This window comes from Micromonospora terminaliae, assembly GCF_009671205.1.
GTDB lineage: Bacteria > Actinomycetota > Actinomycetes > Mycobacteriales > Micromonosporaceae > Micromonospora > Micromonospora terminaliae.
In genome coordinates, this window is sequence record NZ_CP045309.1 from 3577916 (window position 1) to 3592495 (window position 14580).

Genomic DNA, 14580 nt, shown 5'->3' on the forward strand with positions numbered 1-14580 from the left:
CCCTCCCCCGTTTCCCGAGCGCCCACCCTAGAGGACGGAGTCAGGGCCGCCGGCCCTCGCCTTCTGCCGGGCGTAGTAGGCGCGGGCGCGGTTGCGGTCGCCACAGTCCTTCGTGTTGCACCAGCGGCGGTTCCGGCGCGGTGACGTGTCGAGATAGACCCAGCCGCACTTGGCGTCCTCGCACTGGTGGAGGCGGTCGAGGTCGTCGCGCTGCGTGAGAGCCACGAGCCCACGGACGATGCGATTGCGGGGCAGGCGGAGGTCGAACTCCCGGTCCCGCCATTCCCAGCGGTCGTCCGCACGGACCAGGTCGGCCGCGGCGATCGCCGCCCGGTACCGGTCCGCGAGGTCCGCGGCGGCCCCGGGGTCGTCCTCCACGAGGGCGGCGTAGGTCGCCTCGCGCGCCTCGACGACCCGTTGCCGCTCCCGCTCGGCCCCGGCGTCGTCCCGGCCGGCGAGGTCGCGCAGGGCCATGGCCTCGTCGCCGCTGATCAGGTTGGCCTCGACGCACCAGTCGACGACGTCGAGGAAGGTCAGCAGCTTCTCCGCGCGTTGGCGCCCGCCGAGGCGCCAGCTGACGGTGTTGACCAGGTCGAGCATGCGATCGCCGGCGATGTGACCGAACCTCACCCTCAGCCCCCTCACGGGCAAATGCTCTGTTGCGTGTGAGACTACCACGTGCGATGCTCACGACCAATGAGTCAATCACCCATGAGAAGACACCGGAGGCCCCTGGTGCCTGCCGCCGCCCCCCGCAGATCGTTCACGGCACTGTGGGCGTCGCAGGCGTCCTCCAACCTCGCCGACGGGCTGCTGCAGGCCGCGGCGCCGCTGCTCGTCGCCACACTGACCCGCGACCCGCTCGTGGTGGCCGGCATGACGGTGGCCCAGTTCCTGCCCTGGCTGGCCGCAACCCTCCCCGCCGGCGCGCTGGCCGACCGGATGGACCGACGTCGAATACTCACCATGGGCAACCTGCTGCGCGCGGCCGGGTTCGCGCTGCTCGCCGTATCCCTGGCGAACGGGTGGCGGCACGTCGCGCTGCTCTACGCCGCGGTGTTCCTGGCCGGCTGCGCCGAGACGATGGTCGACAACGCCGCCCTGGCCATCCCGCCCCGCCTCCTGCCCCGCGAGCAGCTCGAACGCGCCAACGGCCGGTTGTTCGCGACCCAGTCCGTCATCAACACCTTCATCGGTCCGCCCGCCGGGGCGGCGTTGTTCGCGGTGGCGGCATCAGCGGCCTTCTACACCGGCGCGGCCGCGTTCGCCCTCGCCGGCCTGGCCGCCCTCCTGCTGCCCGCGCTGCGCCCGACCAGCGCGGACCAAGAGCGCCGTCGCTCGACACCGACCACCATCACCCAGGACATCCGCTCCGGATGGGCCCACTTCTGGCGGCACGACCTGCTGCGCCGAGTCGCTTTCATATCGGCGGCTATCAACTTCTTCGGCGCGGCCACCGGCGGGTTGCTCGTCCTGCTGATCACCGGCCCGTACCACCTCCCCATGTCGCGCTACGGCCTGTTCATCGCGGTTCCGGCCGCCGGCGCGATCGTCGGCTCGCTGCTCGCCGAACACGTCGTGCCCCGCATCGGCGGCGGCCCCGTCACCTGGCTCGCCGCCCTCGCCCCGGCCGCCGGCTACGCCGTCCTCGGCCTGGGTCACCACACGCTCCCGGCCCTCGCCGGCATGTTCTGCGCCGCCGTCGCCACCTCGCTGAACCAGATCGTCGTCAGCACCCTGCGCCAGGCTGCGGTCCCCGACGAGCTCCTCGGCCGCGTCACCGCCGCCTACCGCCTGGTCGTCCTGGGCGTCGTCCCCCTCGGAGCTCTCGCCGGCGGCCTGCTCGGACGCGGCCTGGGGATCCGCGCGCCCTTCATCGTCGCAGCCCTCGGACTCGCGCTCGCCGCACTCCTGCTCGCCTCCCGGGTCACCACCCAGGCCCTCCGTGACGCCGAGACGCGCATGACCGACCTCCCCCGCCAGCACGCCTAGGGACTGTGGCGCGCGGAACAGCCCCCGGGGCGTACCGGCACGCGACCGGCGTGCGAGGCTTCCGGCATGGTTCTTGAGGTCGCGCTCATCGACGTCACGCCCGGGCACGAGGACGACTTCGCCGCCGCGTACGCGCAGGCGCACCCGATCCTCGCCGGCACCGAGGGCTGCCGCTCGGTGCGGATGACCCGGGGCGTGGAGTCGCCGTCCCGGTTCGTGCTGCTGGTCGAGTGGGACGCGGTCGAGGCGCACGACGTCAACTTCCGGCAGAGCGAGCGCTTCACGCGGTGGCGGGAGCTGATCGGGCCGCACTTCGCCGGCCCGCCGCTGGTGGAGCACTTCCTCGACGTGCCCGCCTGAGCTGTCGTACCCCTCACATAGCCTGCGCTCGACGCGCCGGCCACCGGTCCCGACGACTATCGGGGGCGCCGGGCCCGGTGGACCGCGCGCCGGACAGAACAGCATCCCGACGACTATCGGGGGCGCCGGGCCCGGTGGACCGCGCGCCGGACAGAACAGCATCCCGACGACTATCGGGGGCGCCGGGCCCGGTGACCACGCGTGCCAGGCTCAGTCGGGTTCGTGTGGCTCGCGGGGGCGGGGCACCGGCACGGGGCCGAGCCGCCGGGTCAGCAGCTCCACCGTCTCCTCCTCGGACAGCGCCGCGGCGAGCAGCCGGTCGACCAGCCGCTCGTAGCGGGCGACGTCCGCCTCGGCCACGAGCCGCAGGTCGGTGGTCAGCGTCTCCACCAGCACGGTGCGCGGGTCGGCGGGGTCCGGATACGCGTAGTAGGAGAACGGCGCGAGCGGATGCAGGTCGCCGGACGGGGACGCGTCACGGGGCAGCAGCCGGACGGTGACGTGCGGCCGCTCGGCGAGGACGGCCAGGTGGCGGAGCTGCTCCCGCCAGACCTCGACGGGGAGGCCACCGGGGTCGCAGGCTCGCTCGTCGATCAGCGCGGTGTAGTCCGGCGGCTCCGGCCGGCCCAGCACCTCCTGGCGCACCGCGCGGGCGCGGACATCGGCGTCCACGTCCACGTCGTCGGCGAGCAGCGCGCCGGCCGACACCCGCAGCCGCGCGTAGTCGGGGGTCTGGAGCAGCCCGGGCACCAGCGCCGGCTGGTAGTCCACGATGCGGACCGCGCCCGCCTCCAGCTCCGCGTACGCCCGTTGCCGTTCCCCCATCTCGCCCAGCGCCTTGGACCAGCCGCGGCCGGTGGCGGCATCCCGGGCGATGACGATCAGCTCGTCGCGCTGGTCGGGTGGCACGGCGTAGACGTCGAGCAGGTCGAGCACGTCGGCCAGGTCCGGCCGGCTCTGCCCCAGCTCGATGCGGGACAGCTTCGATGTGGACGCCCACCCGAGCCGGCCGCAGACCTGCTCCAGGGTGAGCGACTCCCGGCGGCGCAGCCGGCGCAGTTCCGCGCCGAGCCGCACCCGCCGGACCACAGGACTTGCTGACAACGGCATGTGCGCCTCCCCACCGTGGGAGAGTACGCACCACCGTCACGCAGGGCAATACCTCGCTTGCGGAGAGCTATCACCGTGATTCAGGGCCGGTAGGTGCCGAACGACCAGACGAGGCCGGCCAGGTCGCGGGCCACGTAGTCGCGGGAACCGTAGTCGGTGTCGAAGAGCACCCGGACGATCTCCGCGCCGGCCGCCCTGGCCCGCTCGTGATGGCCGTCGACGTCGTCGACGGCCACGTAGACGCGGTAGTCGTCGTCGGCCGGCCGGGTCGCCGGGGCCGGCCCCGGGCCGACCATGACGAGGTCGTCGCCGTAGCCGAGCTGGGCGTGCCGCACCGTGCCGTCGGGCCCCTCGTGCACCTCGTGGACGGTGAGACCGAACGCGGACCGGAGGAAGTCGACGGCGGCGCGGGCGTCGGGATACCGGAGGACCGGGTAGATGCTTCGCATGACCCGAGTCTGCCGCCGCGGCCGTCAGACCGGATTGGACGAATGTGACCCGGCCAGCGCGGCGGGCGTGGCCCCGGCGAACTCGCGGAACTCCCGGATGAGGTGGGACTGGTCGTAGTAGCCGAACCGCACCGCCAGCTCGGCCCACCCGTCCCCGCCCGGGCCGGCGTCCGCGCCGAGGGTCGGCGTGGTGACCAGCGTGCGGCCCACCATGGCGTACGCCCGCTGGAAGCGGATCAGCCGGGCGACGGTCTTCGGCGGCAGGCCGAACTCCCGCCGGAACCGGACCGCGAGGTGGCGGCGGCTCCAGCCGACCTCGTCGGCGAGCGCGCCGACGCCCAGCCCGCCGCCACTGCCGTCGAGCAGCCGCCAGGCCGCCACCAGGCGCGGGTCGACCGGCCCGGTCACCGTCAGCCGCGCGGCGAGCGCGGCGTCGAGCCGGGCGAACCGGGCCGCCCAGTCGGGCCGCTCGGCCAGCTCGTCGCGCAGCCGGGCCAGCCAGCCGCCGAGGTCGTCGACGGAAACCGCCCGGTTGGCCAGCTCGCCCAGCGGGAGCCCGAGCAGCCGGCGGGCGGCCGGGGCGGTCAGCAGCACCTGCACGCCGACGCCCTCGCCGGCCGTCCGGGTCGCGCACCAACCGTCGAACGGCCCGGCCAGGAAGGCGTTCGTCCCGTACGCGCCCCGGTCGGCGGCCCGCGCGTCGGTGACGTCGAGCGGGGCGCCCCAGCCGAGGATCAGCACCACGAAGGCACCGGCCGCCTCCCGGCGCACCAGCGTGCGGGCAGCGTGCTCGCGGTAGCCGAGGTACCGGTCGACGTAGGGCCGCAGACGGGGGTCGGGGAGCCCGATCACGGCTTCGGTCAGCACGGCGGCCTCCCCCGGCCCCGGTCCGTCACTTCACTCCGGCGGCGTCCATCCCGCGAAGCTCCTTCTTGAGGTCGGCCACCTCGTCGCGGATCCGCGCGGCCAGCTCGAACTGGAGCTCCCGCGCGGCGGCGAGCATCTGGTCGTTGAGCTCCTGGATGAGGTTGGCCAGGTCGGCCCGGGCCATGCCCTCCCGGGACGGGGTCGCTGCGGCGCCGCGACTGCGGCTGCGGGTCTCCTTGACCGGCGCCTTGCCCCGGGACAGCTGCCGGACGGCACCGCCGACCCGGCTGTTCTCGGTGTCCTCCGCCTCGCGGTAGATGTCGTCGAGGATGTCGTGGATCTTCTTGCGCAGCGGCTCGGGGCTGATCCCGTTGGCCTCGTTGTGCGCGATCTGCTTGGCCCGGCGCCGGTTGGTCTCGTCGATCGCGTCCGCCATCGACGGGGTGATCTTGTCGGCGTACATGTGGACCTGGCCCGAGACGTTACGGGCCGCGCGGCCGATGGTCTGGATCAGCGACCGGCCGCTGCGCAGGAAGCCTTCCTTGTCGGCGTCGAGGATCGCCACCAGGGAGACCTCGGGCAGGTCGAGACCCTCGCGGAGCAGGTTGATGCCGACCAGCACGTCGTAGTCGCCCTTGCGCAGCTCGCGCAGCAGCTCCACCCGGCGCAGCGTGTCGACCTCGGAGTGCAGGTAGCGCACCCGGATGCCGTTCTCCAGCAAGTAGTCGGAGAGGTCCTCGGCCATCTTCTTGGTCAGCGTGGTGACCAGGACCCGCTCGTCCCGCTCGGTGCGGAGCTTGATCTCGTGCATGAGGTCGTCGATCTGGCCCTTGGTGGGCTTCACGATGACCTCGGGGTCGATCAGGCCGGTGGGGCGGATCACCTGCTCGACGAACTCGCCCTGGGCCTGCTCCAGCTCCCACGGGCCGGGCGTGGCGGAGAGGAAGACCATCTGGCCGACCCGCTCCAGGAACTCGTCGAAACGCAGCGGCCGGTTGTCGGCCGCGCTGGGCAGCCGGAAGCCGTGGTCGATCAGCATCCGCTTGCGGGAGGCGTCGCCCTCGTACATGCCGCCGATCTGCGGGATCGTCACGTGCGACTCGTCGACCACGGTCAGGAAGTCGTCGGGGAAGTAGTCGAGCAGGCAGTGCGGCGGGCTGCCGGGCAGCCGGCCGTCGATGTGCATCGAGTAGTTCTCGATGCCGGAGCAGAAGCCGACCTGGCGCATCATCTCGATGTCGTAGGTGGTGCGCATCCGCAGCCGCTGCGCCTCCAGCAGCTTGCCCTGCCGCTCCAGCTCGGCCAGCCGCTCGCCCAGCTCGACCTCGATGTCGCGGATCGCCCGCTCCATCCGCTCCGGGCCGGCCGCGTAGTGGGTGGCCGGGAAGATCATCAAGCTGTCGACCTCGCGGACGACGTCGCCGGTGAGCGGGTTGAGGTAGTAGAGCTTCTCGATGTCGTCGCCGAACAGCTCGATCCGGACCGCCAGCTCCTCGTAGGCCGGGATGATCTCCAGCGTGTCCCCGCGCACCCGGAAGGTGCCGCGCTGGAAGGCCATGTCGTTGCGCGTGTACTGGATGTCGACGAGCCGCCGCAGCAACTGGTCACGGTCGAGCTCCTGCCCCACCTTCACCCGCACGGCGCGGTCGAGGTATTCCTCCGGCGTGCCCAGACCGTAGATCGCCGACACCGTGGCCACCACGATCACGTCGCGCCGGGTCAGCAGCGACATGGTCGCCGAGTGCCGCAGCCGCTCGACCTCCTCGTTGACCGAGGAGTCCTTCTCGATGTAGGTGTCGGTCTGCGGGATGTAGGCCTCGGGCTGGTAGTAGTCGTAGTAGGAGACGAAGTATTCGACCGCGTTGTGCGGCAGCAGCTCGCTGAACTCCTTGGCGAGCTGGGCGGCGAGGGTCTTGTTGGGCGCGAGCACCAGGGTCGGCCGCTGCAGCCGCTCGACCAGCCACGCCGTGGTGGCGCTCTTGCCGGTGCCGGTCGCGCCGAGCAGCACCGTGTTGCGGTCGCCGCCACGCACGCGACGCTCAAGCTCGTCGATGGCTGCCGGCTGGTCGCCGGCCGGCTGGAACTCGCTGACGACCTGGAAGCGGCCGTCGAGCCGGGGAATGTCGAGCGCCATGACCTCAACGGTACGCCCGCGGTCCGACACTTCCGGGCCGAGCGCGCACCGTCCCTGATCGGCTTCGATATTCCCATTGTGTGGCTCATCTCACCGGACTACCCTCGTACCGTAGGCCGCTCGCGGCGGCCGACCGGGCCGGTGGCCGCCCCTCCGGGGCCCGGCCGCCCCCGGCACCGGGGGTCGCAGCACCCGAGAGACCGGCGTGCGCGCCCGAGGTGGTCGCGCTCGAAGCGCTGACCGGCCGCCGCGAGCGCCCCTGCTCGTCACCGAAACCCGCCAGCCGCGTTGTGCACTCGTGGAGACCTCTCCCGGCCGCCGGCCGCGACGCGCTCGCACCCGCGACACCGGCCCGCTCCCCACCGGCGACCCCCGCCCCACCGAGCCCACCGAGCCCACCGACGCCGCCGCGCCGGAGCCGGCGGTCAGCGCTTCCGCCGACCCGGCGCCGACCGGGCCGGCAACAGCGCCCTCCCCAGCCGGACCCGTCGTCGAACGCCCGCCGAACGCGGAGCCTCCGCCGCCCCGACCCACCGGCCCGGAGCCCGCGGATCTTGGCGACGTGCCGTCCGCCACGAACGGCAACTCGCCGAGATCCGGCAACGGCCGCAGCGCAGGGCCACGCCGCGCACCCGGCACGTCGCGCACCGCGCCACCGCGCACCGCGCCACCGAGCACCGCGCCACCGAGCACCCACCGCGAGGACGGCCCGGGCGACCGGCCGCCCGAGACGACGGACACAGGGCCGGGGACACGGCGGCGCGGAGCGTCCCCCGGGGAGCGGATCATCGACGCCCCCACCGTGCCCAACGCGGCGGCCGTCCCCCGCGAACCGGGCCGGGGTCACCGCCGCGCGGGCGGCACGGCGGGCCAACCCGCCGGTTCCCCCGGCCGCCGCCCGCGTACCGGTCCGGCGACCCGGGAGCGGCCGGCCGACCCGTTCGAGCCGGCGGGCGACCCGGAGCTGGACGGGAGCGGCGACGCACCCGAGCCCCCGACCCGCCGCCGCGCCGTCCTGGTCGCGCTCGCGGCCGCCGCCACGGCCTCGGCGGCCGCCCTGGTGGTCGGCCTGCTGAGCTGGTCGCCGGAGCCGGCGGAGCCCACCGGGACGGCCCGCCCGCTCACCGCCGCCGAGGCCGACCGGCTGGCCGCCCTGCGGGTCACCAACCAGCGGGACGTCCGCGCCGGGGTGCGGGTCACCGTGGGTGCGGGCGGCGACCGTACGGAGCTGGTCGGCTGGGTCGACTGGGCCCGGCCGCTGGTCTACCTGGACGTGAGCGGCCCCGGCGCGGGCGCCGAGCGGGGGCTCGTCCAGGCGACCAGTTCGACGCTGCTGGTGCGGCCCGATCCCGGGGCGACACCCGCGCCCGCCCCGCCTCCGCTGGTGCCCCCGGCCGACCGCTGGCGGCTGCGGGAGCTGCCGGCCGGGCGGGGCCTGCCGGCGGTGCGGGACCTGCTGCTCGGGCTCGGCGCGGCCCAGGTCGACCCGGCCGAGCCCGAGGCCCGCTGGCTGCGCCGGGAGACCGTCGACGGGGTCCCCGTGGACGTCTTCCAGGCGCCGCTCGCCGCCCAGGGTCCCGGCGTGCCTGCCCCGGACCGGAAGGCCCGGCTCTGGGTCGACGGGGACGCCCGGCTGCACCGGCTCACCGGACGCCTGCCGGACGGCACGTCCGTCACCGTCGAGCTGGCCCGCACCGACCGCCCCACGCTGCGCCCCGTGGACGCGCTGGGCGGGCGGCCCGGGCTGCCCCGTGCGCTCTCCGACGCCGAGGCCGACCGGCTGGCCCGGCTACCCGCCCGGCTGCGCGCCGCCGGTGGCGCCGGCGTGATCCTCGCCGCCCCGTCGGCCGACCTGACCGGCAGCGGGTGGGTGAGCTGGGCGGGCTCCACGGCGTACCTCTCGGTGGTGGAGGGTGCCGCCCCGGGGCGCCGCACGCTGGTGCGGGCGCGGCCGGGAAGCGTGGCCCGGTTCGTGGTGCCGGCCGGCGACGCGGCGGACCCGCCGCTGCCGGCGCCGGCCGGGCTGGTCGGGGCGGCCGGGCGACCGCCGCGCGACGACGTGGAGCGGCTGCTCGACGCGGCGCTGCGGGGCGGCGCCGAGGTGCCGGCCACCGCGGCGGTCCGGATCCGCGACGACCGGGTGGCGGACCGGACGGTGGACGTGATCGAGGTACGCGACCGGCTGCGCTGGTGGATCGACCGGACCGGGCTGCCGCGCCGGCTGGAGCTGCGGACCGAGCGGGGCGTCTGGGCGCGGCTCGATCTCACGCCGGGACGGGTGCCGCCGCTGCCCGGCGCCGAGCGGACGGCGAGGGCGCCGGCGACACGCCGCTGAACGGACGGCCGGGCCGGCGGCGCCGCTGAGCCGTGGCGGTCAGTACACCGGGGACCCGCCGCTGAGCGGACGGTCAGGAACCGGAGGCATGCCGCGGAGCGGGCTCAGGGTCGCCAGCCGGTCTGCGCGGCCCACTCCTCGGCCCGCAGGTGCTCCTCGTCGAACCAGGGGTCCTTCAGCGTGCCGTAGGTGGCGCTGTCCGGCGCCGAGGCCGCCAGTTCCCGCTTCACCTCCAGGTACGCGGCCCGCTGCCCCGGGTCGGCGCGCAGGTGGTCGCGCATCAGCAGGGCGTACCGCCAGCCGGGCGAGTCGGCCTCGCGCACGTGCAGGTACACCGGGCGGCCCGGGTCGGCGCTGCCGTGCAGCCGCTTCTCCCACCGGCGGCTGCCGGGCGGGCGGGGGTTGTCCCCCCAGTCGCCGGGCACCCGGGGGAAGCCGGCGTCGGCGAGCCGGTCGGCGAGCGGCCCGTCCGCCTCGGCGAGCGACGGCACGGTGAGCTGGATGTCGATGACGTCCTTGGCGGCCAGCCCGGGCACGGCGGTGGAGCCGATGTGGTCGACCCGCAGGTCGCCGCCGGCCGCGTGGCGGATGCGGGCGGCCAGGCGGGCGTACTGCTGGGGCCAGGTCGGGTCGGGCTCGGTGAGCACCACCCGCTCCGGCCGGACGGCGTGGTGCTCCCGGACGTTGCGCTCGTAGGGCAGCAGGCGCTCGTGCCAGAGGGTGTCCACGGCGGCGTGCAGGTCGGCGAGGGTGCCGTCGTTGTCGAGCAGCACGTCGGCGGCCGCCTGCCGGCGGGCGTCGTCGGCCTGCGCGGCGATCCGCCGCTCGGCCTCCGCGCGATCCATGCCGCGGTCGCGGGCCAGCCGCTCCAGCCGGGTGGTCACCGCCGCCTGCACGACCAGCACGAGGTGGTACGTGGGCGCGAGCCCCACCTCGACCAGCAGCGGCACGTCGTTGACCACGACGGCGTCGGAGGGCGCCCCGGCGACCAGTTCGGCGGTGCGGGCGCGGACCCGGGGATGGGTGATGGCCTCCAGCCGGCGGCGGGCGGCCTCGTCGCCGAAGACCACGGCGCCCAGGGCGGCCCGGTCCAGCGCCCCGTCGGCGTCGAGGACCCGGTCGGAGAAGGTCGCGACGATCTCGGCGAGGCCCTCGCTGCCCGGGGCGACCACCTCGCGGGCGATCCGGTCGGCGTCGACGACCACCGCGCCGAGCGCGGCCAGCCGGCTGGACACCGCGCTCTTGCCCGACCCGATCCCGCCGGTCAACCCCACCCTCAGCACCGCAACAGTCAACCCGATCACGGATGGTGGTGCCAACCCGCCCCGGACACGGCGAGGGCCCCGCCCCCGGCGACCCGGTGGTACCGGATCGCGGGGACGGGGCCCTCAGCGACTGCGCCAGCTCGGACGTGCCGGGCCGGGTCGTTCAGCGGGTCACTTGCCGCCGGCGAGCTTCTCCCGCAGCGCGGCGAGCGCCTCGTCGGTGGCCAGCGTGCCGGCCGGCTCCTCGGCCTGACGGCTCGGGGCCGTGGTCGAGGTGGTGGTGCCGGTGACGGCCGGAGCCGGGTTGGCAGCGGCCTCGGCGTCGGCGGCCCGGGAGGTCTGCACCTGCTTGGTGTGGGCCTCCCAGCGCTGGCGCGCCTCGGCGTACTGCTGCTCCCACGTCTCGCGCTGCTTGTCGTAGCCCTCGAGCCACTCGCCCGTCTCCGGGTCGAAGCCCTCCGGGTAGATGTAGTTGCCCTGCTCGTCGTAGGTCGCGGCCATGCCGTAGAGGGTCGGGTCGAAGTGCTCCTCGCCCTCGACGAAGCCCTCGTTGGCCTGCTTGAGCGACAGCGAGATCCGGCGGCGCTCCAGGTCGATGTCGATGACCTTGACCATGACCTCGGAGCCGACCTGCACGACCTGCTCCGGGATCTCCACGTGGCGCTCGGCCAGCTCGGAGATGTGGACCAGGCCCTCGATGCCGTCGTCCACGCGGACGAAGGCGCCGAACGGCACGAGCTTGGTGACCTTACCCGGCACGATCTGCTGGATCGCGTGGGTGCGGGCGAACTGCCGCCACGGGTCCTCCTGGGTCGCCTTCAGCGACAGCGAGACCCGCTCGCGGTCCAGGTCGACGTCCAGGACCTCGACCTCGACCTCCTGGCCCACCTCGACGACCTCGGACGGGTGGTCGATGTGCTTCCAGGAGAGCTCGGAGACGTGCACGAGGCCGTCCACGCCGCCCAGGTCGACGAACGCGCCGAAGTTGACGATCGAGGAGACGACGCCCTTGCGGACCTGGCCCTTCTGCAGCTTGTTGAGGAACTCGGTGCGCACCTCGGACTGCGTCTGCTCCAGCCAGGCCCGGCGGGACAGCACCACGTTGTTGCGGTTCTTGTCCAGCTCGATGATCTTGGCCTCGAGCTCGCGACCGACGTACGGCTGCAGGTCGCGGACCCGCCGCATCTCGACGAGCGAGGCGGGCAGGAAGCCGCGCAGGCCGATGTCGAGGATGAGACCACCCTTGACGACCTCGATGACCGAGCCGCGGACGACACCGTCCTCGTCCTTGATCTTCTCGATCGTGCCCCAGGCCCGCTCGTACTGCGCCCGCTTCTTGGAGAGGATCAGACGCCCCTCCTTGTCCTCCTTCTGGAGGACAAGGGCCTCGATGTGGTCGCCGACCGAGACGACCTCGGCCGGGTCCACGTCGTGCTTGATCGACAACTCCCGAGAGGGGATGACGCCCTCGGTCTTGTAGCCGATGTCGAGCAGGACCTCGTCCCGATCGACCTTGACGACGGTGCCTTCGACAATGTCGCCGTCGTTGAAGTACTTGATGGTCTCGTCGATCGCGGCGAGGAAAGCCTCCTCGGAACCGAGATCGTCGTGCGTGACCTTGTTGGCGCTCGAGGGGGCCTCGATGCTGCTCGTCATGTGGGCGGTTGCTCCGGTCGGATGGGTTGTCACAGCAGGCGTGGGCGTCGCGGTGACTCAGTCCGCGCCAGCGGATCCGTCGCCGGGCACACCGAACGATCGCCATGAGAAGATCATTAGTGGCTCCGGTGACCGCACACCTGCTCCCTGCCGAGGCACACGATCCGCGAGCGCATCGTCTAGCCTACCCGCTGCATTACCACAGCGTGCAAGCCCTCCCAGGTCTCCTCGGGCTCGCCAGCTGCGAAAGCGGAGATTTCGCGCGGTAAGGTGCCACAGCTGTCTCGTCCGTCACATCTGCCCCAGCGGCCACACGGCCGCCCGGCCGCCGTGCGCGGCGCCCGGGGGCCTAGCGTGGGCGGGTGGACGACGACAGGGTGACCCGGCGCCGGGTGGGCGCGGCCGAGGTCCGCCGGGCCAACCGGGGCTGGTGGGACACGGACGCCGACGCCTACCAGGCCGAGCACGGCGCGTTCCTCGGCGAGGTGGACTTCGTCTGGTGCCCCGAGGGGCTGCGCGAGGCCGACGCCCGGCTGCTCGGCGAGGTGGCCGGCCGCCGGATCCTGGAACTCGGCTGCGGCGCGGCCGCCGCCGCCCGCTGGCTCGCCGCGCAGGGCGCCATGCCGGTCGCGCTGGACCTGTCCGCCGGCATGTTGCGGCACGCCGCCGAGGCCGCCGACCGGACCGGGGTACGCGTGCCGCTCGTGCAGGCCGACGCGCTCGCCCTGCCGTTCGGCGACGCGGCCTTCGACGTGGTGTGCACGGCGTTCGGCGCGATCCCGTTCGTGGACGACTCGGCGGCGGCCATGCGGGAGGTGGCCCGGGTGCTGCGCCCGGGCGGCCGGTGGGTCTTCTCGGTCACCCACCCGATGCGCTGGATCTTCCTCGACGACCCGGGCGAGGGCGGGCTGACCGCCGTCCACTCGTACTTCGACCGCTCGCCGTACGTGGAGCAGGACGAGCAGGGCGTCGCCACGTACGTCGAGCAGCACCGCACCCTCGGCGACCGGATCCGGGAGCTGGTCGGCGCCGGGTTCCGCCTGCTGGACCTCGTGGAGCCGGAGTGGCCGGCGGGGCACGAGGGGATCTGGGGGCAGTGGAGCCCGCTGCGCGGCCGGCTCTTCCCCGGCACCGCCATCTTCGTGGCGGAGAAGCCGGCCACGGCCGGCTGAGGCGTCGTTTCCGCTCGGCGGGCCCGGGTACCCGGACGGCATGGCCGAGAAGGAGGAGTTCCGCCGGGGCGACCACGTCTCCTGGGCCAGCCACAGCGGCCGGGCGTACGGGGTCGTGCGGGAGAAGCTCACCGAGCGCACCCACGTCCGCGGGCACGCCGTGAACGCCTCGCCGGAGGAGCCGCAGTACCGCATCCGCAACGACGACTCGGGCCGGGACGTCGCCCACCGACCGGAGGTGCTGCGGCATGAGTCGAAGTGACGATCCGCAGCAGACCTACCGGGAGTTCACCGACGCGGTGAACATGAAGCCGGGCGAGCTCCAGAAGTGGCTGGAGACCGACGAGTCCAAGCACGTGGGCTGGCGCAAGGGCACCCGCGGCGGCGAGTCGGTGGGCCACGAGTCCGGCCGGCGCATCATCGACCTGCTGCGCCGCAAGCGCGACCAGCTCACGGCCGCCGACTACAAGCACATGCGCAAGGTCGTCGGGTACGTCCGCCGGCACATGGCCCAGCGGCCGAGCGGCGACGTGCGCCGGACCCGCTGGCGCTACTCCCTCATGAACTGGGGCCACGACCCGGTCAAGGGTCCGCTCCCGCCGCCCGGCGGCCCGTCGCGCAAGGCCCTTGAGCGGCACGGCACGCCGCCGAAGGAACGCCGGGGACCCGGCCGCTGACCCCGGCAGCTTGACCCTGCCACTGACGGCAGGGTCCGACGATCGGCGGCATGAACGACGAACCGCAGCGGGTCGTGGTGGTCACCGGCGCGGGCACCGGCATCGGCCGGGCCACCGCCCGCGCCTTCAGCGACGCGGGCGCCCGCGTCCTCGCCGTCGGCCGGCGTCCCGGGCCGCTCGCCGAGACCGCCGCCGGTTATCCCCTCCTCACCCCGGTCACCGCCGACGTGACCGACGCCGACGGGCCGGCCCGAATCATCGGCGCGGCCCTCGACCGGTACGGCCGGCTCGACGTGCTGGTCAACAACGCCGGAATCGCCGGCGGCGGTCCCCTCGCCGGGCTGGACGAGCCGGCGGCCCGCCGCCAGCTCGACACCAACCTGCTCGCGCCGGTCCGCCTCGGGTGGGACGGGAGCGGCTGGCCGTGCTGGACGCCCGGATCGCCGCCCAGCTCGCGGTGCGGGACCGGCTCGCGGCCGCCCTGCGCGACGCCGCCGAAGCCCTCGCCGCCGCCCGCCCGAGCCACCCCGGCGGCTAGCGCCCCCCAACCGGAAACGTGGCGG

14 protein-coding genes and 1 pseudogene are annotated in these 14580 nt (G+C 74.3%); 8 read left to right on the forward strand and 7 right to left on the reverse strand.

The window, feature by feature from the left end:
- Positions 1 to 27 precede the first annotated feature (27 nt).
- On the reverse strand, positions 28 to 630 hold the full coding sequence (locus GCE86_RS16160; protein WP_244316996.1) for a CGNR zinc finger domain-containing protein: 603 nt from the start codon (positions 628 to 630) through the stop codon (positions 28 to 30).
- 105 nt (positions 631 to 735) lie between these two features.
- Between GCE86_RS16160 and GCE86_RS16165 the strand changes: the two genes are divergently transcribed.
- Both GCE86_RS16165 and GCE86_RS16170 read left to right on the forward strand, forming a co-directional pair.
- The gene (locus tag GCE86_RS16165) at positions 736 to 1992 is read left to right on the forward strand and encodes an MFS transporter (protein ID WP_154227747.1); all 1257 of its coding nucleotides are present in this window, start codon (positions 736 to 738) and stop codon (positions 1990 to 1992) included.
- A gap of 66 nt (positions 1993 to 2058) precedes the next feature.
- Entirely contained in the window at positions 2059 to 2352 is a 294-nt protein-coding gene (locus GCE86_RS16170) for an antibiotic biosynthesis monooxygenase family protein (protein WP_154227748.1), read from the forward strand.
- Positions 2353 to 2562: 210 nt separating this feature from the next.
- On the opposite strand, the gene GCE86_RS16175 is transcribed toward GCE86_RS16170, so the two are convergent.
- The 4 genes from GCE86_RS16175 to uvrB all read right to left on the reverse strand — a co-directional run bounded on the left by GCE86_RS16175 (position 2563) and on the right by uvrB (position 6912).
- Positions 2563 to 3462 carry a DUF5753 domain-containing protein gene (locus tag GCE86_RS16175; RefSeq protein WP_154227749.1) on the reverse strand — a complete coding sequence of 300 codons (900 nt, stop codon included), beginning with the start codon at positions 3460 to 3462 and terminating at the stop codon, positions 2563 to 2565.
- An 80-nt stretch (positions 3463 to 3542) separates the two neighbouring features.
- A complete protein-coding gene (locus GCE86_RS16180) occupies positions 3543 to 3911 on the reverse strand; it encodes a VOC family protein (protein WP_154227750.1) in 369 nt (122 codons plus the stop codon).
- 24 nt (positions 3912 to 3935) lie between these two features.
- On the reverse strand, positions 3936 to 4778 hold the full coding sequence (locus GCE86_RS16185) for a helix-turn-helix domain-containing protein (protein WP_154227751.1): 843 nt from the start codon (positions 4776 to 4778) through the stop codon (positions 3936 to 3938).
- A 25-nt stretch (positions 4779 to 4803) separates the two neighbouring features.
- On the reverse strand, positions 4804 to 6912 hold the full coding sequence (gene uvrB / locus GCE86_RS16190) for an excinuclease ABC subunit UvrB (RefSeq protein WP_154227752.1): 2109 nt from the start codon (positions 6910 to 6912) through the stop codon (positions 4804 to 4806).
- Positions 6913 to 7714: 802 nt separating this feature from the next.
- Here uvrB and GCE86_RS16195 point away from each other — a divergent pair.
- A complete protein-coding gene (locus GCE86_RS16195; protein ID WP_154227753.1) occupies positions 7715 to 9247 on the forward strand; it encodes a hypothetical protein in 1533 nt (510 codons plus the stop codon).
- Positions 9248 to 9351: 104 nt separating this feature from the next.
- On the opposite strand, the gene coaE is transcribed toward GCE86_RS16195, so the two are convergent.
- Both coaE and rpsA read right to left on the reverse strand, forming a co-directional pair.
- Positions 9352 to 10530 (reverse strand): dephospho-CoA kinase, encoded by a 1179-nt coding sequence (gene coaE, locus GCE86_RS16200; RefSeq protein ID WP_154227754.1) that lies wholly within the window; start codon positions 10528 to 10530, stop codon positions 9352 to 9354.
- 153 nt (positions 10531 to 10683) lie between these two features.
- Positions 10684 to 12168, reverse strand: a complete 1485-nt coding sequence (rpsA, locus tag GCE86_RS16205; protein ID WP_154227755.1) for a 30S ribosomal protein S1 — start codon at positions 12166 to 12168, stop codon at positions 10684 to 10686.
- Between the two features lie 362 nt (positions 12169 to 12530).
- On the opposite strand from rpsA, the gene GCE86_RS16210 reads away from it, so the two are divergent.
- The 5 genes and pseudogenes from GCE86_RS16210 to GCE86_RS32380 all read left to right on the forward strand — a co-directional run bounded on the left by GCE86_RS16210 (position 12531) and on the right by GCE86_RS32380 (position 14555).
- Positions 12531 to 13340 carry a class I SAM-dependent methyltransferase gene (locus GCE86_RS16210; protein WP_154227756.1) on the forward strand — a complete coding sequence of 270 codons (810 nt, stop codon included), beginning with the start codon at positions 12531 to 12533 and terminating at the stop codon, positions 13338 to 13340.
- Between the two features lie 40 nt (positions 13341 to 13380).
- A complete protein-coding gene (locus tag GCE86_RS16215) occupies positions 13381 to 13602 on the forward strand; it encodes a hypervirulence associated TUDOR domain-containing protein (protein ID WP_154227757.1) in 222 nt (73 codons plus the stop codon).
- Entirely contained in the window at positions 13589 to 14017 is a 429-nt protein-coding gene (locus GCE86_RS16220) for a DUF3140 domain-containing protein (RefSeq protein ID WP_154227758.1), read from the forward strand. The genes GCE86_RS16215 and GCE86_RS16220 overlap by 14 nt, the downstream gene beginning before the upstream one ends.
- Positions 14018 to 14067: 50 nt before the next feature.
- Positions 14068 to 14355, forward strand: a pseudogene (locus GCE86_RS16225) (SDR family oxidoreductase); the annotation flags it as partial.
- 65 nt (positions 14356 to 14420) lie between these two features.
- The gene (locus GCE86_RS32380; protein WP_275587195.1) at positions 14421 to 14555 is read left to right on the forward strand and encodes a hypothetical protein; all 135 of its coding nucleotides are present in this window, start codon (positions 14421 to 14423) and stop codon (positions 14553 to 14555) included.
- Positions 14556 to 14580 lie beyond the last annotated feature (25 nt).

Excerpts from the sequence above, each read along its gene's own strand:
- GCE86_RS16170 (WP_154227748.1), top strand. The coding sequence starts at position 2,059 with ATGGTTCTTGAGGTCGCGCTCATCGACGTCACGCCCGGGCACGAGGAC.
- GCE86_RS16175 (WP_154227749.1), bottom strand. The coding sequence starts at position 3,462 with ATGCCGTTGTCAGCAAGTCCTGTGGTCCGGCGGGTGCGGCTCGGCGCG.
- GCE86_RS16180 (WP_154227750.1), bottom strand. The coding sequence starts at position 3,911 with ATGCGAAGCATCTACCCGGTCCTCCGGTATCCCGACGCCCGCGCCGCC.
- uvrB (WP_154227752.1), bottom strand. The coding sequence starts at position 6,912 with ATGGCGCTCGACATTCCCCGGCTCGACGGCCGCTTCCAGGTCGTCAGC.
- rpsA (WP_154227755.1), bottom strand. The coding sequence starts at position 12,168 with ATGACGAGCAGCATCGAGGCCCCCTCGAGCGCCAACAAGGTCACGCAC.
- GCE86_RS16215 (WP_154227757.1), top strand. The coding sequence starts at position 13,381 with ATGGCCGAGAAGGAGGAGTTCCGCCGGGGCGACCACGTCTCCTGGGCC.
- GCE86_RS16220 (WP_154227758.1), top strand. The coding sequence starts at position 13,589 with ATGAGTCGAAGTGACGATCCGCAGCAGACCTACCGGGAGTTCACCGAC.